This is a genomic window from Methanobacterium sp. SMA-27 (assembly GCF_000744455.1).
Classification (GTDB): domain Archaea; phylum Methanobacteriota; class Methanobacteria; order Methanobacteriales; family Methanobacteriaceae; genus Methanobacterium_B.
This window is the reverse complement of the sequence record NZ_JQLY01000001.1, coordinates 1,424,915-1,451,536: the sequence shown is the minus strand read 5'-3', so window position 1 is coordinate 1,451,536 and position 26,622 is coordinate 1,424,915. Positions and strand designations below refer to the sequence as shown.

Annotated in this window: 26 protein-coding genes and 1 pseudogene; 8 read left to right on the top strand and 19 right to left on the bottom strand. The window is 32.3% G+C overall.

Annotated elements, in window-relative coordinates; all coding sequences use genetic code 11:
• Positions 1-70: 70 nt before the first annotated feature.
• Positions 71-1,252, bottom strand: coding sequence for a glycosyltransferase (locus tag DL91_RS07330; RefSeq protein ID WP_048190896.1), 1,182 nt, complete (start codon positions 1,250-1,252; stop codon positions 71-73).
• Positions 1,253-1,798: 546 nt separating this feature from the next.
• Here DL91_RS07330 and DL91_RS07325 point away from each other — a divergent pair.
• From DL91_RS07325 to DL91_RS07310, 5 genes are all read left to right on the top strand, one after another.
• Positions 1,799-3,247, top strand: a complete 1,449-nt coding sequence (locus tag DL91_RS07325) for a B12-binding domain-containing radical SAM protein (RefSeq protein WP_231551428.1) — start codon at positions 1,799-1,801, stop codon at positions 3,245-3,247.
• Between the two features lie 120 nt (positions 3,248-3,367).
• The gene (locus DL91_RS13615) at positions 3,368-3,484 is read left to right on the top strand and encodes an LEA domain-containing protein (RefSeq protein WP_156096045.1); all 117 of its coding nucleotides are present in this window, start codon (positions 3,368-3,370) and stop codon (positions 3,482-3,484) included.
• A 22-nt stretch (positions 3,485-3,506) separates the two neighbouring features.
• On the top strand, positions 3,507-3,986 hold the full coding sequence (locus tag DL91_RS07320) for an Hsp20/alpha crystallin family protein (RefSeq protein WP_052374280.1): 480 nt from the start codon (positions 3,507-3,509) through the stop codon (positions 3,984-3,986).
• A 31-nt stretch (positions 3,987-4,017) separates the two neighbouring features.
• Positions 4,018-4,431, top strand: a complete 414-nt coding sequence (locus DL91_RS07315; protein ID WP_231551496.1) for a DUF5518 domain-containing protein — start codon at positions 4,018-4,020, stop codon at positions 4,429-4,431.
• 106 nt (positions 4,432-4,537) lie between these two features.
• Positions 4,538-6,373, top strand: a complete 1,836-nt coding sequence (locus DL91_RS07310; protein WP_048190894.1) for a phosphatidylserine/phosphatidylglycerophosphate/cardiolipin synthase family protein — start codon at positions 4,538-4,540, stop codon at positions 6,371-6,373.
• Between the two features lie 92 nt (positions 6,374-6,465).
• Here DL91_RS07310 and DL91_RS07305 read toward each other — a convergent pair whose 3' ends face one another.
• Positions 6,466-6,729 carry a DUF5654 family protein gene (locus DL91_RS07305; protein WP_048190893.1) on the bottom strand — a complete coding sequence of 88 codons (264 nt, stop codon included), beginning with the start codon at positions 6,727-6,729 and terminating at the stop codon, positions 6,466-6,468.
• A gap of 541 nt (positions 6,730-7,270) precedes the next feature.
• Between DL91_RS07305 and DL91_RS07300 the strand changes: the two genes are divergently transcribed.
• From DL91_RS07300 to pheT, 3 genes are all read left to right on the top strand, one after another.
• Positions 7,271-7,525: a hypothetical protein gene (locus tag DL91_RS07300; RefSeq protein ID WP_048190892.1), complete on the top strand. Its 255-nt coding sequence runs from the start codon at positions 7,271-7,273 to the stop codon at positions 7,523-7,525.
• Between the two features lie 529 nt (positions 7,526-8,054).
• Positions 8,055-8,444, top strand: coding sequence for a hypothetical protein (locus DL91_RS07295; RefSeq protein ID WP_048190891.1), 390 nt, complete (start codon positions 8,055-8,057; stop codon positions 8,442-8,444).
• 123 nt (positions 8,445-8,567) lie between these two features.
• Entirely contained in the window at positions 8,568-10,253 is a 1,686-nt protein-coding gene (gene pheT / locus DL91_RS07290; RefSeq protein ID WP_048190890.1) for a phenylalanine--tRNA ligase subunit beta, read from the top strand.
• A gap of 47 nt (positions 10,254-10,300) precedes the next feature.
• Here pheT and DL91_RS07285 read toward each other — a convergent pair whose 3' ends face one another.
• The 17 genes and pseudogenes from DL91_RS07285 to tgtA form a co-directional block, all read right to left on the bottom strand.
• On the bottom strand, positions 10,301-10,699 hold the full coding sequence (locus DL91_RS07285) for a secondary thiamine-phosphate synthase enzyme YjbQ (RefSeq protein ID WP_048190889.1): 399 nt from the start codon (positions 10,697-10,699) through the stop codon (positions 10,301-10,303).
• A 56-nt stretch (positions 10,700-10,755) separates the two neighbouring features.
• On the bottom strand, positions 10,756-11,223 hold the full coding sequence (pyrI, locus tag DL91_RS07280; protein WP_048190888.1) for an aspartate carbamoyltransferase regulatory subunit: 468 nt from the start codon (positions 11,221-11,223) through the stop codon (positions 10,756-10,758).
• 129 nt (positions 11,224-11,352) lie between these two features.
• A pseudogene (locus DL91_RS07275) lies at positions 11,353-12,396 on the bottom strand (RNA-guided endonuclease TnpB family protein); the annotation flags it as partial.
• 27 nt (positions 12,397-12,423) lie between these two features.
• Positions 12,424-12,519: a helix-turn-helix domain-containing protein gene (locus DL91_RS14540; protein ID WP_197050620.1), complete on the bottom strand. Its 96-nt coding sequence runs from the start codon at positions 12,517-12,519 to the stop codon at positions 12,424-12,426.
• A gap of 197 nt (positions 12,520-12,716) precedes the next feature.
• Positions 12,717-14,018 (bottom strand): preprotein translocase subunit SecD, encoded by a 1,302-nt coding sequence (locus DL91_RS07270; protein ID WP_048190887.1) that lies wholly within the window; start codon positions 14,016-14,018, stop codon positions 12,717-12,719.
• Complete coding sequence (locus DL91_RS07265) at positions 14,015-14,860, bottom strand: protein translocase subunit SecF (RefSeq protein ID WP_048190886.1); 846 nt, start codon at positions 14,858-14,860, stop codon at positions 14,015-14,017. The genes DL91_RS07270 and DL91_RS07265 overlap by 4 nt, the downstream gene beginning before the upstream one ends.
• 31 nt (positions 14,861-14,891) lie before the next feature.
• Positions 14,892-15,386 (bottom strand): flavodoxin, encoded by a 495-nt coding sequence (locus DL91_RS07260; protein WP_048190885.1) that lies wholly within the window; start codon positions 15,384-15,386, stop codon positions 14,892-14,894.
• Between the two features lie 210 nt (positions 15,387-15,596).
• Complete coding sequence (gene argC, locus DL91_RS07255) at positions 15,597-16,607, bottom strand: N-acetyl-gamma-glutamyl-phosphate reductase (protein ID WP_048190884.1); 1,011 nt, start codon at positions 16,605-16,607, stop codon at positions 15,597-15,599.
• Between the two features lie 621 nt (positions 16,608-17,228).
• Entirely contained in the window at positions 17,229-17,948 is a 720-nt protein-coding gene (locus DL91_RS07250; RefSeq protein ID WP_048190883.1) for a DUF4012 domain-containing protein, read from the bottom strand.
• A gap of 289 nt (positions 17,949-18,237) precedes the next feature.
• On the bottom strand, positions 18,238-19,119 hold the full coding sequence (argB, locus tag DL91_RS07245) for an acetylglutamate kinase (RefSeq protein WP_048190882.1): 882 nt from the start codon (positions 19,117-19,119) through the stop codon (positions 18,238-18,240).
• Positions 19,120-19,256: 137 nt separating this feature from the next.
• Entirely contained in the window at positions 19,257-20,453 is a 1,197-nt protein-coding gene (gene argJ, locus DL91_RS07240; protein ID WP_048190881.1) for a bifunctional ornithine acetyltransferase/N-acetylglutamate synthase, read from the bottom strand.
• Positions 20,454-20,569: 116 nt separating this feature from the next.
• Positions 20,570-20,881, bottom strand: a complete 312-nt coding sequence (locus DL91_RS07235) for a hypothetical protein (RefSeq protein ID WP_048190880.1) — start codon at positions 20,879-20,881, stop codon at positions 20,570-20,572.
• Between the two features lie 53 nt (positions 20,882-20,934).
• Positions 20,935-22,143, bottom strand: coding sequence for a hypothetical protein (locus DL91_RS07230; protein ID WP_048190879.1), 1,209 nt, complete (start codon positions 22,141-22,143; stop codon positions 20,935-20,937).
• The gene (locus DL91_RS07225; protein ID WP_048190878.1) at positions 22,144-23,172 is read right to left on the bottom strand and encodes a Zc3h12a-like ribonuclease; all 1,029 of its coding nucleotides are present in this window, start codon (positions 23,170-23,172) and stop codon (positions 22,144-22,146) included.
• Positions 23,173-23,925: a metallophosphoesterase gene (locus DL91_RS07220; protein WP_048190877.1), complete on the bottom strand. Its 753-nt coding sequence runs from the start codon at positions 23,923-23,925 to the stop codon at positions 23,173-23,175. It lies immediately after the preceding gene.
• Entirely contained in the window at positions 23,926-24,279 is a 354-nt protein-coding gene (locus DL91_RS07215) for a nascent polypeptide-associated complex protein (protein WP_048190876.1), read from the bottom strand. It lies immediately after the preceding gene.
• Positions 24,279-26,285, bottom strand: a complete 2,007-nt coding sequence (tgtA, locus tag DL91_RS07210) for a tRNA guanosine(15) transglycosylase TgtA (RefSeq protein WP_048192590.1) — start codon at positions 26,283-26,285, stop codon at positions 24,279-24,281. The genes DL91_RS07215 and tgtA overlap by 1 nt, the downstream gene beginning before the upstream one ends.
• Positions 26,286-26,622: the final 337 nt, after the last annotated feature.

Below are 26,622 nucleotides of genomic sequence, written 5' to 3'. Positions count from 1 at the left end.
GGATAATTCTTCTCTACATTACAAAATGATTATCCATTTTACACACATGTCATGTATTACAAATTTTCAACTAATTTATCAAATTTCTGATTTTTCTAAGTGGTTTTGTTAATTTCCAACTATTTGAAGATGTGATCTTTTGAATGAAATGTTTTTGAGTGTTTATCTCTTTTTCATAACCTTGATTCTTATCTTTTAGCCTTTCCAAATTATACTCTAGTTGTTGATATTTTTGTTCATATTCCTGATTTGCACTATTTAGTTGGTAAATCTGCTCTCTCAGTCCATATTCTTTGTAGGTATCAGAAATCAATATATTTTGATATTTAATCTTGTTGTTTTGTGATAATTTGTCAATATCGGACTTTTTTAAATTATTTTTTATGAAATTTTGTTTGATAATCTCAAAAAATTCTGGTTTAAATCTTTCATCTACCTGATTGTAACGTCCCAATGAGCCGTTGATTTTAAAATTTAAAAAACTTTCTAAATATTCATCGAGATTACCCGTTTCTATTAGTATCTTTTTTAATAAATCATGCATATTACAAATATCAAAAAATTTTTTATTCCCTTCCTTTATGAATGAACCTGCCCGATTAATCCGGTAATAATATAGAAAATCTCTAATTAGAGAGATTTTCTTGGCTTTTAAATAGGTTTCATAAAAAAAAATATTGTCTTCAAAATACATTTTATGAAATTTTGCACCTATTTCATTTAAAAATTGAGATTTGTAAATTTTGTTCCAACAAGTTACATTAACCTTAAAAATCAGATTCTTAGTGTTGGTATGATCGAATACTTTATTATCAAATTTTTTATCTAAACATTCTAAACTAAAATAAGGTTTTTTATGATTTAATTCAGGATTGTTATCGTCAAATACATATGCAGGGCACATTACTATGTCACTTTTATTGGATTTAGCATTTATATATAGATTTTCATACATTTTTTCGTTTATAAAGTCGTCAGAATCAACAAATCCAATGTATTCACCAGTTGCATATTCCATGCCAGTATTTCTAGCTGCCGACAAACCTTCGTTTCTTTTGTTAATTATTTTAATTCGTTTGTCCCTTTGTGCATATCCTTCGAGAATTTGTAGTGAGTTATCTGTTGAACCATCATTGATACAAATGATCTCAATTTCCTTTAATGATTGATTTACGATACTATCCACACATTGTCTGAGATATTTTTCTACATTGTAAACTGGTACTATTATGGATACTTTCACATCATTCATTTTTTAAATCCTCCGTGTGGAAATAATGTATTAAATTTGATTTGAAACAAATAATTTGAAATTTGTAACTGTATATATTTAGATAAATATTAGCTTTTAAATGTAAAATATTTTTATTAAGGGGCTGCAAGTTTTATTTGAAGTCAATATGTTAAAAGTTTATTCGAGAAGGATTTGAAGTATATGGGTTTAATAATTTTTATATTTGTTAATATTAATAATAGGATAATTTAATTGATTTTCAGTGGTTCCATTTTAAAATACATCATGTTACAACAAATTTTGATCTTAAACACAATTTTGATTTAATATTACATTTTACAAGTTACGTTATTACTTAACATATTCAACAGCTTTAGTTTTAAAAAAATTTTATCATAGTTTTATAGAACAAAGGGGTGGTTTATATTGGGATTATTTGGATAGGGATATCTATTAAGAATTCAAAATTTATATTTAAGTTGAAATATATATTATACTAATACAACTAAATACACCTTAAATAATTCTATTTTAAATTGATATGGACTTTCAAAGGTAAAAAAAATGAACAAAATCGATGTATTGTTAATAAATCCTTACGATGAAAATGCAATTAAAAATGCTCTTGGTTTCATAACCCCTCCCATGAATCTCATGTACCTTGCGTCATCACTTGAGAAAGAATCATACAAAGTTAAAATAATAGACGATGATCTGCAGCAAAATGGATATGAAAAAGTGTCAGAGAAGGCACAAAATTTTAATCCAAAGGTAATAGGTTTAACAGCAACCACATCTACCATTAAAAGTGCAGTTAAATATGCTGAGCTTATCAAAGATGCTTTACCCAATTCTTTAATCGTGCTTGGAGGACCTCATGCAACCTTCCTGCCCACTAAAACATTGAAAGAAAATGAATCACTTGATTTAATTGTTAAGGGCGAAGGTGAGGAAACATTGGTTGGAATAACCAACAAATTATCAGATGATGATAAAATTGATTTTGAAGATGTTAAGGGAATAGTTTATAGGGATCCTGATACTGGTAATTTAAAGGAAACACAAGAAAGACCTTTAATTAAGGATCTTGATTCATTACCATTCCCTGCCAGACATCTTGTTCCATCTAAATCCTATGGTGCTTCCAAAGATCAAACAGGGGGAATAATAACTAGCAGAGGTTGTGTTTATTCGTGTAATTACTGTACTTCATCTCTTATCATGGGTAAAAAGTTTAGATCACGCAGTCCAGATAATGTTGTCGATGAAATTGAGGAATTTGTATATAAATATGGAATAAATGATATTGGGTTTATGGACGATACATTCATGCTTAATAAAAGAAGGGCAAACGATATTGCCGATGAAATAAAGTCCAGAAATATTGATATAGAATTTGTTGCATCTTCACGTGTTGACAGGGTAGATCAGAGTTTGCTTGAAAATCTCAAGACATCTGGAATGAAAACCATATATTATGGTGTTGAATCGGGTTCACAGCGCATCCTAGATTTGATGAAAAAGGGTATAACACTTCAAAATGCTGAGGATGCTGTTAAATATGCGAAAAATGCCGGGCTTGGAGTTTTAACATCATTTATACTTGGCTATCCTGGTGAAACCGAAACCGATATGGAGGATACAATAAAATTCTCAACAAAACTTGACCCAGATTACTGTCAATACTCAATATTAACACCATTTCCAGGAACACCCATCTATGATGAGCTAAAATCAAAAGATCTAATTGACAATGAAGATTGGCAGGATTACACAGTGCTCAAATCAATTATTAAATACAATGAAATGGGTTTGAACAGTAAGATGGTTGAAAATAAACTGGCCAAAGCATATTTAAAATTCTATTCAAGACCAAAATACCTATTGAATCATCGCCATATGTTCAAGGTCATATTACAAACTGTTTTCAGAAGCTTTATTATTCCAAAACTCACAGGAAGTACAGCTAATGGATGGTATCAGAATTTGGATAGTAATTCTTCTTCAAAGTAAAAAAAATAATTATTTTTGATTTAATTAATTTTTTTAACATTCACAAAAAATTTATAATATTGGATGTATATCAGATATTATAAGTTGAATTAGGATGTTGATTATTTATCGATGGATTATATGAGTGAAAAAACAGGTGAAATTAATGGAAAAACTAAAGAATTAGAAGGTGAAGTTAAGGGAAAGACTAAAGAAGTTGAAGGAAAGGTTAAAGGAAAGATTTCTAGTAAAAAATAATTATTCCGGAGGGTGAATTAAAATGGTAGATAAAGACGTACCTATTGCAATGGGAACTGGTGAAGAGGAAGAGTTTGAAGAAAAAGAAACTCCAACAGAAAGTATGTTGACAGATATAGTGAATACCATAAAAGAAAAACAAGAAGAATTGGGGAAAAGTCTATCAGAGTATACTATGTCCTTTCAAAAGCCATTGGTTGATATTATGGAAACTGACGATTCCATTATGGTAATTACTGACCTTCCAGGTGTTAAAAAGGAAAATGTAGATGTTGACATTTCTGAAGATACAATTGAAATTGTTGCAAAGTTTGATGAAGAAATTGAAGAAGAGGGAGCTAATTATCTCAGAAAAGAGAGAAGTTATGGTGAAACAAGACGGTCCATGGTATTGCCTGCCAAAATTGATGTAAAAAAAGCCAAAGCAAAATTCAAAGACTCTGTTTTAACAGTTGATCTTCCAAAAATAATGGAAGCTAAACATAAAGTAGAGATTAAATGATCTTTTACTAATTTAGGAGATGATCCATTTGGTGAATATAAGTGCTATCATTAAAGGATTTATATTGGTCATTATATTCACTGTAATTATCTCCATACTAGGTTTTGGTTCGGTATTGGGATTACAGGGGTTTCTTTTAGGATTTCTCCTTGCAGGAATAGTTGTTGGTTACATTTCATATAGTGGAATAATTGATGGAATGATTAATGGGGCATTAATGGGTGTTGTAGGTGCAATAATTCTTTGGATATTAAGCCTGTTTAAAGGTGCTATTGCATCATTTTCTTCACAGTTATCAACATATGTTCCAATTAACACTCCTCAAGAACTAATCATTGCAATTGTAATCGGTGCAGTTGGAGGTGCAATTGGTGCCATTATATTACTGATTGTACGAACCATCCAAAAAAAAAAGAATATAGATTTCCATATAATCCAGATTTAATAATTGTTCCAAGGGATTTATCAAAATATTTTTAATAAATCTGAATAAATTAAATTTTTTTTCTATAAAAAACCATTTAAATTTCTTTAAGATGTCCAAAGATAATATGACAACAAATGAAGAACCCAACATGGGAGTTCGAGGAAGAATTTTAGATGAAAATGGCAAACCTATGATGGGTTTGGTTGTGGTAGCGGAAGGGAAGACAGAAGCTTCGATAATGAATAACAAACTAGTAAAATTAGCAGATAAAGTTTCACCTGTTTCACTGATACCTGATCATGAACTTGGTAAATCCAGAACAGATAAAGATGGGTTTTACAGGATAACATATTCAACAAACAGTTATAAAACTATTATTGATGAAAAACCTGATATTTGGCTGGTTGTTAGAGATATGTTAGATGTTGCAGAACTTTATAAAACAGATAAGTTCTCTGTTGTATCTGAACCAATAAAAAAAGTTGAAGATATCCATATAAATCGTAATTGGGCAAATGGCTGGTTTATAACATTAGGTGGTACAGATAAGTCAAGATTTACATCTGATAATGATTTTGAAATATTAATTGATAATGAAAAAGAATTAAAATGTATTGTTAATTCGATCAATAATGCTAGTTCCTATGTGTATCTATCGCAAATTGAATTTGACCCGGATTTTGTTGCTACATTTAATTCAGATGATGATCTATCTCCAAAGGATGTTCTTGTTGATGTTTTAAAAAATGCAGATGAAAGAGGGGTCAATGTAAAAATAATTTTAAATGAAAATCTTGCACTACCTGATTCATTAAAAAAAATTAAGGACAAATTCAAATCAACAGGGGTTGAAGTCATGGGATTTAAGTCCAGTGGTCTCCATGTGATGCATGCAAAAACCTTGATTGTTGATGGTAATGAAGCATTTGTTATAGGATCTGCATTTATTCCAGATTATTGGGATACTTCAATGCATTTAATTAACGATCCAAGGCGGGAACCTGAACTTGTAAGACCAGTTCATGACATATCTGTGAAACTGAATGGCGGATCAGTATATTATGTTGAAGAATTATTTGTTGAAATGTGGAATTATATCTCATCTAAAGATTACAATGGAAAAAATAAACTCAATATAAGTTTCCACCCAATTAGCTCTGGCGAAGACCAAATTCAAATTGCCAGATCTGTAACAAAAGACACATTAACTAAAAAGGGAGAGTTGGGAATATTTGAAGGTTATAGAAAGGCAATAGCACAAGCATCGGATTTTATATATCTTGAAAATCAGTATTTTACCAACAACAGTATATTGAAAGCATTAAAAAATGTAATTAAATTCAACGATGATCTTCAAGTTATATTTTTGATAAATGAAGATCCTGAGTTACCCGGATATAAGAAATGGCAGAATAAGGCAATTAAAAAACTTGGAATTAAAAATACCGAAGATAATTTGAAACATCCACAGATAGGTTTTTTCAGTTTATGGTCTTCAGGATGGGGAGAGAATCAGTATGAAATACAACCAATCTATGTGCATACTAAAGCTGCTGTAGTTGATGATATATGGGCTACTGTGGGCACAGCAAACTTGGATGGTACATCTTTAACCCATGTAAATGAACTTAAAGGATTTTTTGATTCAAAATTTCAAAGAAGTATGGAAATAAATGTTATGATCTTGGATGATAAAGGTTCAAAAAATGCTATTGAAAGTTTTAGAAACTCATTATGGAATGAACATCTTGGATATGGAAAAACATCTCTAAATCAACCAATAAATGGTTGGCTTGAACTCTGGCAAAAAACAGCACAAGATAACATAAGATCAATGAACCAAAAAAAACCTTATATAAATGGTCAGATATTACCATACAGCCCTAAAAATTCGGTTAAAGATCAGCTTGATGATATAAACATTAATACTGAAAATTGGAATGTTTTAGATTTGAGGTAATTTATTTTTTTCCAATAGATTTTTGAATTAAGGTATTAAAAGATTCTTTCTAAAAAATAATAAAAAAAGAGTATAATTCCTTCTTTTTGGTGCTATTCCACTATTCTTACTTCTTGTACAGGTGGTTTTCCAAGTGCTCTAGCAATAACTACGGTAGCAACAACAGCTATTATAGTGATGATAATGGCATAAATTAACAACCCTAATATATCATTTCCTTTTGGAAATAACTGGCTCACAATTGCCTGAATAGCTGAGTTCCAAGCCAATGCAGCAATTAAACCAAATGCCACAGTCATCAAAGTGGAAATGGTCCCAGCAACTTGTGATTTAACTTCTTTCGTTTGTTCTTTCATCATTTCACCCTCCTAAACAGTTAATATATAGTTTATAAAGGAAAATATATAAGTATTTTGGCTATTAACCAATAAATAAACCTAAAATTTATAATTAATGAATAAAAACTGTTTTAAAAATGGTATTTCTTTAAATTAAATTTTCGAAATTTTTTATATAATATGAAGAATCAATTATTTTTAAAATAAAATTATTTAACACTGATTAACCAACATTGAAGTATACTTGGCCTCATTCAGCCTGTACAGCTCTAGTGAAAACATAAAAAGTATTACTAATAATTTTTTAATCTATAAAAATTCTAACAATCATATTTAAATGAAAAATTTTTCAATTCTTTTGTTGGGATTGATAATAACAATTAATTTTATGTTTTATTAAATATTTTTCCCATTAATCATAAATTTTCTATCCACATATTTGAATGCAATACTCCAAATAGTTTCAGCGACATCAATTAAAAACACCTCCAAATCAGTTTAATAAAAATGAAAAAGTTATTTAAGTCTTGAATAATGAAAATAATAATTGAGATAAAAAATGTTAAAACATATAAGTACAGTAGAACTGCCAAAAGAAAACTTAACAAGAAGCTTTTTTATGACTTTTATTGAAGATGAAATAGATGAAGATAATTTGATAGGTATATTAACAGATTATGAAAAAGAAATGTCAGAAAAACAATATTTATGTGATTATAAATGTGATTATAAATTTGAATTTACAGTAAAAGGTGAACGTAGGGATCTTGAACAGAAATATACATTAACCTTGTATATAGTGACTTGCAATTAGCAGATGAAATGAATGAAGATGTATTAAAAAATCAAGAAAAAGATTTCATGGATTTCTATAGATCAAGAATTAAATAATAAAGAATTTATCTTTTATTATAATGATTTAACTCATGAATTTCATTTCAACTAATTTGAACCTGGAGTCTCAATATCAATACTCATAGATAAAAAGTTTTCAGGACTGCTAATTGTTTTTTTATGTGTTATATATTAGATTTCTATTTTTAAGATGTTTATATAATCTAAAATATATCTTATAACATTACGATTTTCACAGGATTTGTTGGTCTTCTTGATTTTCAGATTATTCAATTAATTCCGTAGGGTTTTTATTTGTGAACACACAATATTGATTTAAACTTTTAGCATAATCATTAATGCTAGATTTTCTTAAGTTTTGTGATATTATTAAGTCCTGGAAAATGTCGATCAGATCCAATATCCATAAAGTATAGTTTTATAAATGTTGATATTATCATTACATATCAGTTGAGAAATAATAAAGATTGAAAAGGATGGTTTTTTAATTGGAAATACTTTGGTTCTACATAGCAGTTTTTCTTGCAGTTAGTGATGAAATACATAGCAGGATAATGTGGGGACTATTTGCAGATTTCTACATTCTCCTGGCAGGTGTTATCAAGGAAAGTGTTGCTTCAAATATCAGACTATGGATTGTACATGAAGGATTGGAAGCATTATTCCACTTTGTGGTCTTATCTCTGGTTTTCCTAGCAGCAGGACTGGGTTTAGTAGCGTTAGAAATAGGTATACTTGCAGCACTTATACATATGACAGTTGATATGTATCATGAGTATTCTGGAATTGAATTGAACCCATTGGGCCACAGATGTTTGCACTTTACAATAGAATCAATATTCTTTATCCTTGTTTTCGCAGCGGGAGTTCCAACCTAAAAATATTTAGACTAGGAACCGAACCATTGAAAACAGATTTATCAAAAATAAAAAAAAGTTAGATACATTATTTGGGATTTATAAAAAAAAATTTATGGATTTGAAGATTAGGATTTGAATAACATGCCCGTTATAAACTTCAGCTACGAATATTTTAACCAAGTTTTAGGTCAAGAAATTACAAAGGAAGAATTAATTGATATGTTACCAATGATTGGGAGCGATATTGAGCATTATGATGATGAAATGATAAAGGTAGAGTTTTTCCCAAACAGACCAGATTATTACAGTGTCGAAGGAATTGTTCGAACAGTCAAGGGATTTCTTAGAATAGAAGAAGGACTACCAGAATATTCCATATCAAAATCAGGCTACAAGATGATAGTAGATCCTGAACTCATTAATATTAGACCATATACATCTTGCTGTATTGTTGAAGGAATTTCAATTGATGAAAACAGTCTTAAGGGCCTCATGGATTTTCAGGAAGATCTTCACTGGGTTTTAGGTCGTGACAGAAAAAAAGTTGCAATTGGAATCCACAATTTGGATGTTGTTAAACCACCATTTACATATAAAGCAGCTAAACCCGAGGAATATTCCTTTGTAGCACTCGAAACAACTGAAAAAAAGAATCTAAATGATATTGTAGAGCATCATAAGAAAGGTAAAAAATATGCACATCTACTTGATAAATTTGATAAATATCCCTTAATAGTAGATTCAGATAATAATATACTTTCAATGCCCCCAATAATTAATGGAGAACTTACAAAATTAAATGAAGATACTAAAAATGTTTTAATTGATGTAACTGGTACTGATGAAAGGGCTGTGAACTTTGCACTTAATATAATTGCTTGTTCCTTTGCTGAATCTGGAGGTAACATAAAAACAATGGATATTGTCTACAAAGACAGAACAGTAGAAACTCCTAACTTAACCCCTAAAAAGATGTATGTAGACCTTGGAAATGCTCAAAAAATCCTGGGAGTTGAACTTACAGCACCAGATGTAGTTGATATGCTTAAACGTGTGAGATTAGGAGCAGAATCAGAAGCAGATGATAAAATAGCTGTTACTATACCGGCCTATAGAATTGATATTTTACACGAAGTTGATATAATTGAGAATATTGCAATAGGTTACTGTATCCGTAAGATCCAACCCGAACTTCCTGAAATTGCAACTATTGCATATCCTGATACTGGTAAAATCTTCGAAAACAGGGTTAGGGACATAATGATAGGTATGGGTTTTTATGAAGTTATGAGTCTGATGCTTACAAGCGAAGATCAACACTACACAAACATGAGGTTACCAGAGGATGAACATGTAATCGTTGCACAGCCAATATCTCAAGATCGTACAATGATAAGAAAAAATCTTATTAATGGTTTGATGGAATTTTTAGAAGACAACACACATGAAGAACTTCCACAGAGAATATTTGAAGTGGGGGATGTGGCTTACCTTGATACAAACTCAGAAACAGGTACTAGGATCATTAAAAAACTTGCCTGTCTAGTTACACATTCAAATGCCAACTTCACAGAAATAAAATCTATAACCGATTCTTTTATATCAAATATTGGATTGAAAATGAAGATTGAATCAATAGATCACCCATCATTTATAAAAGGGCGATGTGCAGCTATTATAGGAGAATATGAAGACGTAGATGGGAATATTAATGTGAAAAAAGGATCTGTTGAGGGATTTTTCGGTGAAATTGACCCAGAAGTTATAACCAACTTTGATCTTGAATATCCTGTTATTGCCTTTGAAGTTGAATTTAAAGGTAAATAATTAATATTTCTAAACTTTTTTTTTTATCTAAAATCATAAATAGAAACTTAAACGATGGTGACAGTAACCTTTCTTGTTCTTGGCCCATCTAGTTCAACAAAAAATATACTCTGCCAGGTTCCAAGATCTAGTTTTCCATTGTTCAAAGGGATTGTTTCACTGTTACCAATTAGAAATGATCTTATATGTGAATCTGCATTGTTATCTATGATATCATGTTTGTAATTCTGATTTGAAGGTACTAAAGTTTCAAGGGCTTTTTGGAAATCTTTCAAGAGTCCTGGTTCATCTTCATTGACAACAATTCCAGAAGTTGAATGTTTACTGTAGATGTTTACTAAACCCGTTTTAATACTGCTTTTTTCTATAATAAAATTAACTTCAGTTGTAATATTTATAAGTTCCATTCTATTATGGGTCTTTAATTCAAATACATCCTTTAACATTTATTCAACCTTTTTTTAATTTTAAGTTTGAAAAAATTTTTTGCAATTTTTAATATTTATTTAAATTGTTCTTCTATATCTTGGTTGTTCATGATACGTTCACAGTAATAGCATCTTAGCATTAGAGGTCCTGTGTCAATTATATTGAATTTGCTTTTAACTGGTTCATTTGTGTTGGTTATGCAGTTGGGGTTGGGGCATATAAGAATTCCATTAACATGATTTAAAAGTGTGACCTTACCCTTTTCAATAATTTCATATTCTCGGACAATGTTTATGGTGGCTTTGGGTGCAATTAAGGCAATTTTATCCACTTCACGCGATTCAAGTTCTCTTCCTTCTACCTTTACAATATCCTTGGTACCCATCTCCGAAGACTTTACATTCATTGCAATTGTAACAGCAGCTTCTTTACTGGGTAATCCTAATATTTTAAGGACATTTAAAGCTTTATTTGCAGTTATATGATCTATAACTGTTCCGTTTCTGATTGGTTTAACCTTCAGTTCCCTAGGAGCTTTCATTTTTTCCCTTTTATTAAATTTTAGATTCTAGAACTACAAAATAATTAATAGATGATATTCATTTTATTCAATATAAGATTTACCTAAATAGTGTGAACTACCCCTCCCTTTCGGAAGGGGTTTCTTCTATCATTGAATCCACTTTTGTGGTTTTCTCAAAGAAGCTTTAAATCCCGTAGTTCCTACGGTACTGGTGAGATTTTGTTTATCCAGTGCAAAATCACGTATATTAACTACTGCATTAACATCACGATCATGAATACTCCCACAATCAGGGCAAATCCACATACGATGATGTAATTTTAGATTACTGTTATGGTGTCCGCAATTGCTGCATATTTTACTTGATGGTTCGAACTGTCCTATTTGGATTAATGTTTTACCATACCATTCACTTTTATATTTCAGTTTTTCCATGAACCTTGCCCAGCTAACATCACTTATGCTTTGTGCGAGGTTATGGTTTCGTAGCATGCCTTTAATATTCAGTTTCTCTATTGCTATTGCTTGGTTCTCACATACAATAGTTTTACTAAGTTTATGCTGGAAATCTTCACGAATATTCATAATTCGTTCATGAATCTTACTAATCTTTAAACGTTGTTTATTACGATTATTACTGCCTCGTTTTTTACGTGATAACTTCCGTTGTTCACGTTTAAGTCGTTTCAGCTGTTGTTTAAGTGGTCGTGGATTATTAACCTTAACACCGTTACTTGTAATTAAGAAGTGGGTTAAACCCATATCTAATCCTACGGTGGTTTTGTGATTGAATTTTACCTTTTCAGGTAATGATTGTTCATCATCAATTAGGATACTGATATAATATTTACCAGTATTTGTCATGGAGATTGTTGCTGTTTGCGTTTTACCTTTGAATTGTCTATGTAATTTTGTTTTCACCCATCCTATCTTAGGAAGGTATATTTCATTGTTATTGAAATCAACTTTATAATTCTGTGGTACATTGAATGATTGTACCCTATTTTTCTTTGATTTAAAATGTGGGAATCCTTTTTTCTCTCTATAAAACCTTGCGAATGCATTATCAAGGTTAAGGGTAGCTCCTTGTAATGATTGACTGTTAATTTCTTTGAGCCATACTTCACTTTGTTTGAGTAATGTTATTTCTTTGTTAAGAGCGAAACGGGATATTGATTTACCCGTTTCATAATATGTTCGAACTTTATATTCTAATCCTCAATTATACACGTATCGACATGCTCCAAAATGTTTGTTAACCATTTCTTCTTGGTTTTTAGTCGGATACATTCGATATTTAAATGCTCTTAACATAATATTATTTATTATTAAATTATTATTAACATGTTGTGGTTGAATTCATCCCCACCCTCACAGATGGGGTATTCTCCAACATTAGGATAAAAACATTTCGAAAGAAAAATTAAAAAAAGAAATTAATAATGGAATTTTAATTAAAAAAAGGTTAAAATAAGAGAATAAAAAAGAAATTAGATAATAATATTCGGGTTTTATTTTTTACCCTTTTTACCTTTTTTCTTTCTCCCTTTCTTGGAAGGTTTACTTGTTCTTGCATCTCGAACAGTTTCTTTTTCTTCTTTTTTATCCTTTCCAAGTAGTAGTTCTATGAATTTAGCATATACAGGTCTTGTTAAGAAGATTCCTATCAAAACACCTATTATGGTTGTAAATGCAAAACCGGATAGAACACCTATTCCAGTGACTCCCCTTGTTATTCCAACATATGCCAGAGGTAACATAGCTGCTATTAAAGTAGCTGCTGAAGCAAATATAATGAAGAATGCATTGTTAATTTTGAATTTAAGTGCCGTTGCTGTTCTTTTAGTAGCAACACCTTTCTTCAATACTTCATCGGTTATTATTATCTGGTCATCCACACCAGTTCCTATGGCTGCCAGAATACCCGCTATTGCCGGTAGATCAATTGTCCAATGTATCACAGAAGCAACACCAAGAATGAGTACAAGCTCGGCTAAACTGGTGATAATAATTGGAATTACCAGTATAGGGGTTCTATATCTGATAAACACAATCACAGCAATAACTAGGAGTGCCAGAATTCCAGCAATAAGTGCACCATTTTTAAATTGGCTTCCAAGTTCTGCAGATACAGCATTGACTCCAACAATTGAAACACTCACTGGAAGTGCACCTGATTGTAGAACAACCTGAAGTGATTTTGCTTCCTGTTCAGCAGCAGTTTTTGTTTGATTTGTTCCACTTACCTGTACATCTGTGGATGGAACACCGTTAGCAAGGTCAGCTCCAACTTCGGGTGATGAAATCAAATTTCCGTCCAGATACATGTCAACAGGTGTTCCTGCTTTTCCTTGGGCAATTTGTGCAAATTTATTTGCTCCTGCACTGCTTACAGTAAATGGAACTTCCCAATTATTTCCAGTTACTGTATATGGTTTAACAGTTGTAATGTCAGACCCTACCAGTACTGTTTGATTATTTATTTTGGCTTCAAATTTACCAGGAGTTCCAACGATATTTGCAACATCTTCCGGTTTTACTCCTGCAATTTGAACAATAACGTCCTGATTTCCACTTGCACGTACAGTAACATCCGTTACACCGAATGCATTCAAACGCTTATCAAGTACAGCTGTAACAGTACTCATGGTGGATGCATCAACAGGTTCAGCAAGGTGAATCTGAATTGTAGATCCTCCCCTTAGATCAAGGCCCTGTGAAATTCCATAGGTGGATATTGCTCCAATACTTCCAACAATAAGAACAATTAGAAGGATAACTCTCCAATCTTTGATAAATTCTTTGAAGTTCATCTGCGACCCTCCATGTACCATCTAAGAATTCCAAGGTTCATGAGCCACGTTGCAAGAACATCTGCAATCAATCCAATTATGAGTACAGCTGCAATTTGTTCAAGTATCTGGGCGTATGGCATTAAGAATCTCACTGAAAGGTACAGTGCCACCATTGATCCTATGGCTGCTGCAGCCATTGTGAAACCAGTTTTCATGGCATCTAATGCTCTTTCATTTATAGTACCTTCCCTTCTCTTTAGTACTCTAGTTGTCAGAAGTATATCTGTATCAACACTGTATCCTATGAGCATTAAAAGTGCACCTACAGTTGCAACTGAAAGCGGAATTCCAAATAGTGACATTCCACCTACTGCGATTATTATATCACATAATGCCGCAGCAATTACAGCAAGCGAAGGCACCAGATTTCGGAATATAATAAAAACTGTTATGGACATGAACAGAAATGCAAACGCAAGTGCAAAATAAACCTGAGACAAGGCTTTTGAACTTAAAAGAGGTCCAACCGATTCAAAGCTTTGTATGGTGGCAGTTCCTGCTATGGCATTAGAAACTGCTATCACATCTGCTGCTTGACCAGGAATTTCTACTGTCATCTGATTTGCACTTGATGATGTAACAGTTACACCTTGAACCCCAGTTGCATTTTGAACTAATGTGGTCATCTGATCGGTTGTCACAGGTTGCTGTAGCTGTAAAACTGCTACAGATCCTCCTTTCAGATCTATTCCCTGTTGTAACCCATTTGTTGCAAAGAGTGCAAGCGCAATAAGAGTTATAATCACAGGGATTATAATTAAAGGCTTATAAGAGTCTAATATTTTGTCTATCATTGACATTGAATCACCAGAAATAATTTATTCAAATATTTTAAATTCCATATATTTTAAGATCCATTTCTTCAGAGATCTTTTTGGTCTCATTATTAATATCTTCAATTTCTTTTCCACCGGTTTTAATTGAGAAGGAATTTACCAATCTTCCACCTCTAGCTTCTACCTTTTCCCTCATTCTTTCGATGGCTTTTGATCCTCCGCTACTTCCCATGGTAGAAAACAGGATTATATCTTTACCTTTTAAATTGCACTTGTCAATCATGGTTATTATAGCAGGAGCAGGTTTTGCTGCCCATGTAGGTGTACCAATATAGACCAGACCATACTCACTAAGATCAAATGTATCAGGTTTAATTATGGTTTTATTTTCTCTTAGGGCATCAATAGATGAACCAAGGTAATTTACTACTCCCATTCTATCCTTAAGATCCATAACTTCTGTTATATCTGCCTGAATTTCATCTGCCAAAGTTTTAGCAACATGGGCAGTTTTCCTGGTGCGAGAGTAATATAAAATTACAGTTTTCATGGGACACCTCATTTAAGATTGATTTTTATATTCTAATGTAAAGTAATTGATTTAAAATTTTATACTAAATTATTATTTATTTAATATCTTATAAATTAATTTTTTTTATAAATAATTACTATTCTATTACCCATTAAAAAAATTTTTAAAAAGAATTAAATTTTAATTAATCTTCATTTCTTATAAATTATCCAGCGATACTACGATAACTTATGGATGAAGGCCAACCATGTCAATTGATTCTGTTTCTTTAAATCCAAACATCAGATTCATGTTGTGTACTGCCTGTCCTGATGCACCCTTAACAAGATTGTCAATAGAAGATGCAACAACCAACCTACCATTATCATCAATATCAAAACATCCTATATGGCAGAAATTGGAACCACGTACAGAACTCAATCTTGGAACTTCTCCCTTATCAAGAACCCTTACAAACGGCTCTCCAGCGTAGAAGTCATTGTAGAGTTCCCTTACATATTCTGGACTCACATCTTCTGTTATGAAGCTGTGTACCGTTGTCATTATGCCCCTGATTACTGGTACAAGGTGTGGTGTGAAAGACACTCTTGCTTTTCCAAATTTATTAAGTTTTTCCATTATTTCTGGACCATGTCGATGTGTTGTTACAGCGTAGGGAGAAATGCTGTCGCTGCAGTTGGGGTAATGTGTTGATTCACTAGGCTTTACACCTGCACCGCTCACACCAGATTTAGAATCTATAACAATTGTATCAACAATATTTTCTGATACAATTGGCAAACAGGCCAGTATGGCTCCTGTAGGGTAACATCCTGGATTTGCAACAAGATCTGCATTTTTTATAAGTTCACGATTAATTTCAGGTAGACCATAAACTGCATTAAGGGGATGGCTGTGTTTATATCCATACAACTTTTCATATGTTCCTATATTATCAAACCTGTAATCTCCGCTAAGGTCTATAACTTTCATACCATTTTCAACAAGTTCAGGAACTATTTTCATAGATGCTCCGTGTGGTGTTGCGGTGAAAACCAGATCTGCATCGATTTCATCAGATTTAATATCTTCAAATTTCATTTCCAAGTCCCTTAGATGTGGGTGCACTTTGTGTATGGACTCTCCTTTAAACTGTCTGCTTGTGGCAGCTACAATATCTATTTCAGGATGATTTTTAAGAAATCTGAGAAGCTCTCCGCCTGTGTAACCGCTTGCACCTATTATGCCTACTTTGATCATTTTCTCACCATACTCTTCTTGTTCATCATTCTATTAAAAAATTACCTTATTTATGAAAGTTCAAAACTTTTTTTAGGACATATTATGGTATAAATTTTCTTTAAATATTATAATATTAAGTATATCTAGGTATATGGTTAATAATTTATAAATTTAAGAGTTTATGTGATGTTAATAGTGATATAGTTTTTAACTGTTTAATAATAAAAATTTTTTAATATTATTTAAAATGGGACCTATTGTAATGGGTTTGATTGGTTTTAAATGGAAAAATCCTCTGTTAAATATTAGGTTTTAAGAAAATTAAATCAAAAATTTTATATACATTATTGTATTGATCAATTAATTGTCCAAAATATAGTCTAATTGACAGCTTTGGACACGGAGGCAGTATAATTTTGTGGAAAATCTGTATATACACTGGTATGTACGGTTATTTACACCAGTGTATTTACCATTCACCATATTATAATGTCTCTTAAAACAGCTTTTCTAATTAAAATAAACTTTTAAATAAGTTATATCCATTATTATTAATTATTCCAACTTATTTCCAAACCATATTTATAATTTTAAAAAAAAAAATATTTAATAATTAGGGAATAAACCCTAATTATCTATTTATAACATTTTTAAACCTTTAGATATTGCAAATTGTGTCATTAAACTGCTTGGTATAACAACAATATTTCCTTTAGAGTACTGGTCTAATACTGTCTGGAACAATGCTGGTGCTTTAGTAGGATCTTTTACTCCATTTAGTACAGGTTTCATTAGGAGTTCTACTGCAGGGCCTCTATCCATGGTACTGTTTTTCTCTTCTGTCATATTCCTTATGAACTCAACAGCAGTGTTGGTTCCATTACCGGTGTAACCAGGCACGTTTATTGGTCCAACAGAATTTAGTATGGCTTGAACAGCGTCGGGTGTTACAATTACCACTGCATCGGTTTTTATTCCTGTATTATACTCTACAATTTGTTGTGCTAACACAGAATCTTTCTGTGTGTCTGCATCCCATAGTGAATCGTGTAGAAGCAAATGAATATTACCTGCATTTGCGGCAGCAGGTTCCATTGCTGTTGGGTGTTGCATACCTCCAGGGTATATAGGTGTCATATTGGTTACACTTCCATCTGTAACATGGATTGCAAATGCCATATCAACAGCCCCTATACCTGGTCTTTTCTCAGTTGGATCAGCTGTCAATAACAAGATGTTATGATCTCCCTTCATTATATTGGAAGATGCGGGTTGTTCATATTGATATATTACAAAAGCAGCCACTGCAGCTAGTAATATCAATATAATTATTAATAAAATTTTTACTATTCTTCTCATTATTTCCACCTAAATTAAATAAACATATAAAATACATTTATTTCCTGTAATTCTATTAAAATTGATTTCTATTCTACTTAATTTGAATTTTTTGTATATATATTTTTCGTAAAGAATTGTTCAAAATTATCTTAATAATTAGTTTAATTATGACTAAAGTATGTATATTTCAAGTTTTTTGTTAAATATCTAATTTGTTTATAATAATTTAATAAAAACTAGAATATTCTATAAAAAAAAATTTAAAATATAAAATAAATTATTATTTAATATAGTTTATTAAACAAATTTAACGTGTGATCATTGTTCCTATACCTTTTTTTGTGAATATTTCAAGAAGTACGGAGTGTTTGACTCTTCCATCTATAATATGGGTTGATTTAACCCCGTTTTCAATGGCATTAATACAGGTTTCAACCTTAGGAATCATTCCATTGGTTACAATTCCTTTTTCAATTAACTCTTTTATTTCGTCTATATTCACTTTTTTAATGAGAGTTTCAGGATCCTTAGGATCTTCAAGTATTCCCGGCACATCTGTGAGGATTATGAGTTTTTCAGCGTCTACTTCTGCTGCAATATCTCCTGCAACAGTATCTGCATTCAGATTTAAAGTATTTGAGCTGTCGTCAACACCTATTGGAGATATTATTGGTATGTACTCGTTGCTGGTTAGCATTTCAACTATCTCGGGGTTAACATTTTCTATTTCTCCTACAAGCCCCAGATCAATTGTTTTTTCTTCACCTGTTGTGTTATCAACAATTATTTGTGGTGCTCTTTTCCTGGCTTTGATGAGATGGTTGTCTTTACCTGAAATTCCAACACCTTTACCACCGTGTAAACAAACTTGGGATACAATATCTGTATTTATTTTTCCAACAAGAACCATTTTAACAATATTCATTGTTTCTTGATCGGTTATCCTGAGTCCTCCAATGAATTTAGGCTCTTTACCCAGTTTATTCATGGACCTTGAGATTTCGGGACCTCCTCCATGAACAACCATAGGTTTCATACCAACATACTTCAATAAAACAGTATCACGTGCAGTGGAACTCATTGCTTCAGAATCTATCATAGCATGTCCACCATACTTTATCATAATTTTCTTCTTGTGAAATTTCTTTATATAGGGTAAAGCTTCAATTAAAATGTTGACAGTTTCCATTTGCTCTCCTCAAATACTTGTAAAGGATTCTATTATTAGTTATTCTATTTTTAAATAATAAGTTTTTTATTATTAGATGTTTAATCCAAAAATAGAAAGTATATTTTCGATAACTTTTTTGTATTTTATATTAAAGTTCAGGTTGTGTACTCAGCATTTATTCGTACATAATCGTAGCTTAGATCACAACCAAATGCAGTTGCTGTGCTATTTCCAAGTCCCAGATCGATTATTATTCTTATATCCTTTTCTTTCATAATATTTTCTGCATCTTCAAGTTCTATGGTTCCTTCAAATGCATTTACTACACCTTGTTCAACAATTTTAACATGATCTTGATTGGATGCTAGTGATATACTGATAATTTTTTCATCCATTTCAACACCAGAATAACCTACAGCTGCAACAATTCTTCCCCAGTTTGGATCCTCTCCAAAAAGGGCTGTTTTTACCAGTGAAGATGATACAACGGCTTTTGCAGCATTTCTTGCATCGGTAGTTGTGGCTGCTCCATTAACTTCAACTTCCATAAATTTGGTTGCACCTTCACCATCCTTTGCAAGCATCCTTGTTAGTTGGGAACAAACATATTCAAGTGCTTCTTGGAAGTTCTCATCAATATTGGCCTTTGATCTTCCATTGGCCATTATCACAACCGTATCATTAGTACTTTCATCACCATCAACTACAACCATGTTAAAGGTAGCATCAACAGCTTTTTTTAATGCCTTTTCAAGTTCCTGTGATGTAGCATCAATATCAGTTGTTATAAATGCAAGCATTGTTCCCATATTAGGTGCAATCATACCTGATCCCTTACATATACCGCCAATTCTAACTTTTTCACCATTTTTAAGTTCAGTTTCAACTGAAAATTCCTTTGAAAAGGTATCTGTAGTCATTATTGCTTCAGCGGCATTAGTTGAAGCTTTGGGCGAATTTTTAAGTCCTTCTAATGCATTATCCATAAGACAATTAATTATATTCATTTGAAGTTCTCTTCCAATAACTCCAGTCGATGAAACAGCAACATCATTAACTTTAAAATCTAACTTTTTGGCAACTTTAGAAGCCATGGATCTTCCATTATCCATGCCCTTTTCTCCTGTAAAGCAGTTGGCATTTCCGCTGTTTGCAACAATTGCCGATAATTTACCATTTTCAATGGCTTCCTTTGTTATTATAACTGGAGCTGCAACAACTTTATTTGAAGTAAAGACTGCAGAAGCGTTGCTGTCTTCACAAACAATAACTGCAACACCGTACTCATTTTCACATGAACCTGATGCAAGTACTCCTTCAACTGCACAAATCCCGCCTTCTATAGGTTTCATATTATTCTCCATGAATTTTTAACTAGAAATAAATCCTAAAAAAAATTAAGTCTGAATATAGAATATAATTGTGAAATTTATAAATTATCTTTTTTTAGGAGATAAAAAATATTTTATCAAGTTGTATTACCAGTTTTGTTGGTTACAGGTTTTGTTGGTGTCTCTGAACTGTTTTGATGTGTTGTTGGTGTTTCTGTTGTAGTTGTTTTTGTTGGTGTAATCTGTGTTGTGTTGGCTTTGTTTGTTGTGCCAACATTATTTGGAGTGGTGTATATAGTTGGGAATTCCCCCTGATTTGTTAGGTTCAATACACCGATACTGTTCAGTGGATTAGCACCAATGAAAATTCCGGTTCCAGTTGCAAATCCAAATGCAAGTACCGAAATTATCATTCCAACAAATATTTTTCCTTTAGTTTCCTGTTTCATCTAATCACTTTAAATATAAAATTTTAATAAAATTTACAATCATTTTTATGTTTCTAAGCAGTTAGAGCATAAATAATTGCAAGTACAATAGCTACAATACCGAATAATGGCTGTCCAACATTCCATCCAATTAGTGTTGCTATAAACACAAATATGAATATGATTACAATTTTTGACTTTTTTTCTAGTAAAAAGTCAAGTATGGTTCTTGTGAATTCTGATGGTATGTAATATGAATAAATTCCATCAGCCAGATCAAAGACCATTACAGGATTATTATTCCATATTTTGATACCGTCGGCCATTTGAGCTCTTTCACCTGCTTCTCTTCTGCTTTTACCAATTCCAACTCTTAATCTTACCCCATTATTTAGAGCATGCCATGCACTGTCCATACCTGCACGAAGCGCAGCATTTTTTGTTGGTAAATTGGCTATTAAATCGTCTCCGCCTTCTCTGTAACCTTCAATTTTACCTTCACAGTCCTTTTCTATGTATGCTTTCACTTCATTCATTATTTCAACGAGTTTATCTCTTCCATTTTCATCAATGAATTTGGTTGAATCAATTGCATCTATGAATACATAGTTATCGTAAATAGCTGGTGAACCCTCAAGATCTCCCATTTTGGATGAGAACACTATTGCAAATTCTCCTCCTAATTTGGTGAATCCGACTCCGGATGTTTCTCCAATTTGCTTATTTAAATTTATTGATCTTTCAATTGCAGCAGCACCGGTCATTCCAACTGCAACCCTTACATCCATCTCTTTGTCCATTCCAATGGATATTAATTCTATTCCTACTCTTATTGCATCATTTTTTGATAATAATTTTGATACTATTTCTGTTGAGCTTTTTTCAACAATAAGACCATTTTCTTTCTTTATATGGTCAACAAATTCATCTATTATTTTTCTATCGCTTTTAAATACTTCAACATAGAGGTATCTATCGCTACCCATGATTATATTGCTCAAAAGAGCATATTCATTAACCTTATTTTCTGCGGGTTCTATTTCAAGAAATTTCCTGTTTTCAGGGATATTTCCTACCCCTACTTCGCTTAGAACATTATTAAAAATATTCTGTGTGGTTATATGAGCCGTTTCGATTTCAAGGAGCATTGTACGGGTATAATTTATCATTGAAACGTATTCCCGTTCCATATCGTTCGTTGGATAATACTTGGTTCCAATGCTTAAAACTTTGTTTTTAATTAAAAAACCAAATATGGCTCGTGAAATGTAATCCATAACCATTTACTTTTCTCCTCTCTTCTCTAATGTTATGTCAAAGTGTCCTGGTTTTTCCATTAGCATACTGGGCTTAACAGATACTATAGGGAATTTCCATGTTCCGAGCCTTGCTGCCACTGTACTGGCAATATTTCTCGAATTTTTCTTTACAAAGGAGTAATCATGGTCGTTTATGGTTATATTAACATTGTAGGGAGATTCTTCAAGTATTTCATCAGAATAGATAATGTTGAGTTCAAATGATCCTGGTTTAGTGAAGAGATCATTTCGAACAGCAACCAGGGGGGCATGATCAAGTTTTAACCTGTCACCCACTGTTACTGCAATATTTCCTGCGTTTTTTACAGCGTCCTTATAGTCTCTTGGACTTACAAGTACGAATATGATAAAGTCACTCGTTTTTTCTGCATCTTCAACCATTCCCATTACTTTATCAAAGAGAGGAATTTTCAAGAAAATACCTTCAATTTTAGAATCAAAACCATCTTCATTGGTTTTTGATATTCTATCAATAGCTTCTTTAGCAACTGCAATTCCACTTAACTTCTTATTTTTTTTCAGTTTATAAGAATCCAGACCCTTTTTTTCGAAGTCATTAAGCATTTGGGTGCATATCTTTTGAAGTATATTTTTTACCTTTTTTGGCTTTGATGATGATCCAATAGATATATTACCATCAATGAAGTTGAATGGAATTCTTCTGTTGTTAATATCATGGAATTCATCGTGGAACTCCCTGAAATTATCATTTGAAAGTATTTTTGTATCCTCTTCATCTGCCATTTTGAGTATGAAATGATCTGCATTTGTTCCTGATGGAACTTGATGTACATTACCTTCATCAAGGAGATCATTGAACTTATCTTTTTCGTCTATCTCATGCCTCAGGGATGCATCCGCTATAGGAAATGGTTCATAACCTAATTTGTCAAGGGCTTCCACAGCCTTTAGAAGGTTTTCTAAACTCGGTTTTTTCCCTTCCTTATCTTTTCCAAAGTGTGCTACATTTGATGCATCTATAATAACTTTCAATTAATCACCTAAACAAGTGTTTTCATATTTTGCAAGACATTTATGTGTTCCATCTGCACGGTTCAAGATTATTTCAATGAACTCATCTTCTATGTTTATTGAGTTAAATGAGGAAAGTGTTTTTCCTCTTAACCTGAGTGATGACACAGTTCCGGCAGTTATAAAGGCTGAATTTTCCATCATCCAAACATGTGGCATATGTTTATGTCCCGAAAGAACTAAATCAGCTCTTCCTTTCATAAGTGATAATAGTATATCTCCAGCATCACTTAATACATTTCTTTCCCGACCAGTTTTTGGCACTGGAATTATGTGGTGATGGAGAGCTATGATCTTGTAAAGATTTTCTTCATCTGCTTTTTTCAGTTCATTTTCCATAAAATTTTGCTGGGATCTACCTACTCTACCATAGTCAAGGTCTGGTTCGCTACTATCAAGACCAATTACTTTTAAGCCATGTTTTTTGTCTTTTAATGTTCCGTATCTATTTTTTATTATTTCTTCAAAGCATTCATCCCCTACATGTCGTGCATCATGGTTTCCAGGCACAACCATTATTGGGGATTTTATTTGATCCAGGTATCTAATTGCTTCCTGAAATTCAAGGTAGTATCCATTTTCTGTTATGTCTCCGGTAATTATGGTTACATCTGGATGGATGTTGTTGAGCTCGTCAATTGCATTTATAAGGAGCTCTTCCTTGAAGTTGAAGGATCCAACGTGTAAATCGGATATTTGTGCAATAAAAGGCATTTAACTTAACCTCAATATGGCCTCCGCCAGATCTCCCTGTGTTTCTTTCAAAGTTTCAAGAGCCTTTTCCTTTGATACTCCTGTTTGTGTACTTACAAGATCAATATCATCGTCAGGGATAATTAATTCGGATTCTATCTTTTGTTCGGTTATCTTACCAGTTATCTGGTAGGTTTGTTGTCCCATAAAATCCATTAAGTTTACTTTAGGACTGTTTATAATGATTTCTTTATTTTTAAATTTAATGACAACCTCTGTAACTCCCTTTATGTCCTTTTGATCCATTCCCATCTGTTTCATTGCTCTTTGCATCTGTTTTAATTGTTTAGGGTTCATTCCTGCGCCAGGTAACATTAAATTCCTCCTTTCCTTGTCTTTACAGCTTGTCCTGTGTTGAAATCCATTATTTCATGACCGCATAAAATTGACTTACCAAAGGCAAGTAATTCATCCTTTTCATTAACGATCAAAACTTCATCATTAGATCTTATATTTATATCACAATCTATAACGAATTTAGCAAATATACTTTTTCCTTCTCTTGCAAATGGGTCGGCATCAGCATTCACAACAACCCGTTTTTCAGGATAATCAATATGGGAATGAAGCCTTCTTGCACCATCCATGTCAAGCACAAAAACACTATCAGTAGCTCTTAAAGTTGCTATTAGAACATCCTCTTCGTATATATGTCTTATTTTACCTGTTTTCCGACTTTTAACTATTTTAACTTCACCAGGGAATAGAGCTTTTCCAGATCCGGCTCCAAACTGGTAATCTGCAATACAATTAATTTTTTCCCTGTCATCCAGATCTATTTTAAATGAATCTAATTCATATTCTTCGAGACTGTATACTCTAACAGGGTTTTCAGATAAATCCCTTCCCGGTTCAAGTTCAATAGTGTACATATCAAACCGATCTAGAATCTTTGAACTTATAACAACATTATCAAAACCATTCATATACTTTTCAAGTTCTTCTTTAATAAACTTCTTGGAGTCTTCATCGGTTATTATAGGGGCTTCATTCTGTGCAAGCGGATAAACCTCGTCGATTTCAAGCGGTATCACAGCAAATGGCACATCAACAACTGCGACTTGAAGATCATTGAAAAGCTCGTCAGGATCCACTATAGTATCCCCTTGGATATGTTTGGTGTAAAATTTGCCCAAATCATTTCGGATATGTTTTGAGTAGGGTTTTCTGCTCCTTGGAAGTAGTAGAAGATTCTTTTTTTTGGGAAGTCTATCGATCCTTGATAGATGTCTTAGAATTTCCGCTCTTGCAAGGGATTCTGAACCTGAATAGAAAAATGCAGAATTTTTACTAGAAGGATCATACTCCTCAATCAAAGATGTGTAATTTTTAAGGTTTCTTAAAGCATCAAGCAGGTAAGGGTGGACTCTGCACCTCTGCTCAACCAGTTCCATCAAAGTTCCATCAACTATGGACTGTTTAATTTTACGTATCTCTGCAAAGCTTATGTGCAAATTATGCTCTGCAATTAATTTCATTCGATCATTCTTTTTCATACCCCTCAAATCTTCAGGAGTGTAATTGATACATACTGGACATGAGCATGGCATTTCAACAAGATTTGCAAGTTTAAATGTTCCTGTTGGCATCATTAACCTGTCATCCTGTGCATACAGTATGTATGCTGCCGAATCGAATAGATCGCATCCCATACTAACAGCAAGTGCAAAGACCATTGGATGACCAGCACCCATTAGATGTCTTGGTTTTGAATCTGGAAGATTTTTAACAGAAGCCATAACAACATCAACAAGTTCTGAATATCTGTAAGATTCCATCAATGGAACAACAGCACCTATGGGATAAACATCAAATCCCATGGCTCCAATTGTTTCAGCACACTTGGATCTCAGATCAGCAAAGGTTGAACCCTGAACAACAGAGTTGAGCATTAGATCACCTCGCACTTCAAGTGCTTCTATTGCCCTTTCAATTGTAATTTCGAGTTCTTTTTCCGCTCTTTCTCTTTTAACAAATGGTGGTGTTGGTATATCAAGTGAAGTTCCAATATCTGTTCCAATCAATGCTTGAAACTCTATTATTTCCTGATTATTAACATCGATATCACCATACTCTGAAAGTTGGAATGATCCTGAATCAGTTACAATGGGTCCTGGGAAGTCTATGAGTTCATGAACACCTTCTTCAAGCACTTTGGCCCTAAGATCTTCATTTTTATACATTATATATGCATTGGTGATTACAATTTCTGCTCCATATTCCTTTACATCAATGGTTTGTTTTCCAGGATGTACAACAGGCATGAGTGCAGGTGTTCTAATCTTTCCATGGGGTGTTGTGAGTATTCCAATCCTTCCCATTGCATCTTTATTTTTTATTTCGAAGTTCAAAATTCTTTCACCTTTTTTGGATGTAATTATAAAATTTATTGGTAATACATTATGATAAATAGATTTAAACAGTTAAATAACAGGCGAATCATTCTAATAAATCTCTTTCCTGTTTAATTGTAAAATTCTATTTTTTTAATCCATTATTTCAAATTAACTACTGTGAATTTCAGTCAATAACTATGAAGATTATTTTTGTAAAAAATTTTTAATGTCTTAACATAATTTATAAATTTTCTAATTAGATTTTAGTGGTATCTGTTGATCATCTATTTTTTATACTATATTTATTCATTTAAAAAAAATT

Coding starts and splice junctions, on each gene's coding strand:
- DL91_RS07330 (WP_048190896.1), bottom strand. CDS start 1,252: ATGAATGATGTGAAAGTATCCATAATAGTACCAGTTTACAATGTAGAA.
- DL91_RS07325 (WP_231551428.1), top strand. CDS start 1,799: ATGAACAAAATCGATGTATTGTTAATAAATCCTTACGATGAAAATGCA.
- DL91_RS13615 (WP_156096045.1), top strand. CDS start 3,368: ATGAGTGAAAAAACAGGTGAAATTAATGGAAAAACTAAAGAATTAGAA.
- DL91_RS07320 (WP_052374280.1), top strand. CDS start 3,507: ATGGTAGATAAAGACGTACCTATTGCAATGGGAACTGGTGAAGAGGAA.
- DL91_RS07310 (WP_048190894.1), top strand. CDS start 4,538: ATGACAACAAATGAAGAACCCAACATGGGAGTTCGAGGAAGAATTTTA.
- DL91_RS07305 (WP_048190893.1), bottom strand. CDS start 6,729: ATGAAAGAACAAACGAAAGAAGTTAAATCACAAGTTGCTGGGACCATT.
- DL91_RS07300 (WP_048190892.1), top strand. CDS start 7,271: ATGTTAAAACATATAAGTACAGTAGAACTGCCAAAAGAAAACTTAACA.
- pheT (WP_048190890.1), top strand. CDS start 8,568: ATGCCCGTTATAAACTTCAGCTACGAATATTTTAACCAAGTTTTAGGT.
- DL91_RS07285 (WP_048190889.1), bottom strand. CDS start 10,699: ATGTTAAAGGATGTATTTGAATTAAAGACCCATAATAGAATGGAACTT.
- pyrI (WP_048190888.1), bottom strand. CDS start 11,223: ATGAAAGCTCCTAGGGAACTGAAGGTTAAACCAATCAGAAACGGAACA.
- DL91_RS14540 (WP_197050620.1), bottom strand. CDS start 12,519: ATGTTAAGAGCATTTAAATATCGAATGTATCCGACTAAAAACCAAGAA.
- DL91_RS07270 (WP_048190887.1), bottom strand. CDS start 14,018: ATGAACTTCAAAGAATTTATCAAAGATTGGAGAGTTATCCTTCTAATT.
- DL91_RS07265 (WP_048190886.1), bottom strand. CDS start 14,860: ATGTCAATGATAGACAAAATATTAGACTCTTATAAGCCTTTAATTATA.
- DL91_RS07260 (WP_048190885.1), bottom strand. CDS start 15,386: ATGAAAACTGTAATTTTATATTACTCTCGCACCAGGAAAACTGCCCAT.
- argC (WP_048190884.1), bottom strand. CDS start 16,607: ATGATCAAAGTAGGCATAATAGGTGCAAGCGGTTACACAGGCGGAGAG.
- DL91_RS07250 (WP_048190883.1), bottom strand. CDS start 17,948: ATGAGAAGAATAGTAAAAATTTTATTAATAATTATATTGATATTACTA.
- argB (WP_048190882.1), bottom strand. CDS start 19,119: ATGGAAACTGTCAACATTTTAATTGAAGCTTTACCCTATATAAAGAAA.
- argJ (WP_048190881.1), bottom strand. CDS start 20,453: ATGAAACCTATAGAAGGCGGGATTTGTGCAGTTGAAGGAGTACTTGCA.
- DL91_RS07235 (WP_048190880.1), bottom strand. CDS start 20,881: ATGAAACAGGAAACTAAAGGAAAAATATTTGTTGGAATGATAATTTCG.
- DL91_RS07230 (WP_048190879.1), bottom strand. CDS start 22,143: ATGGTTATGGATTACATTTCACGAGCCATATTTGGTTTTTTAATTAAA.
- DL91_RS07220 (WP_048190877.1), bottom strand. CDS start 23,925: ATGCCTTTTATTGCACAAATATCCGATTTACACGTTGGATCCTTCAAC.
- DL91_RS07215 (WP_048190876.1), bottom strand. CDS start 24,279: ATGTTACCTGGCGCAGGAATGAACCCTAAACAATTAAAACAGATGCAA.
- tgtA (WP_048192590.1), bottom strand. CDS start 26,285: ATGGGAAGGATTGGAATACTCACAACACCCCATGGAAAGATTAGAACA.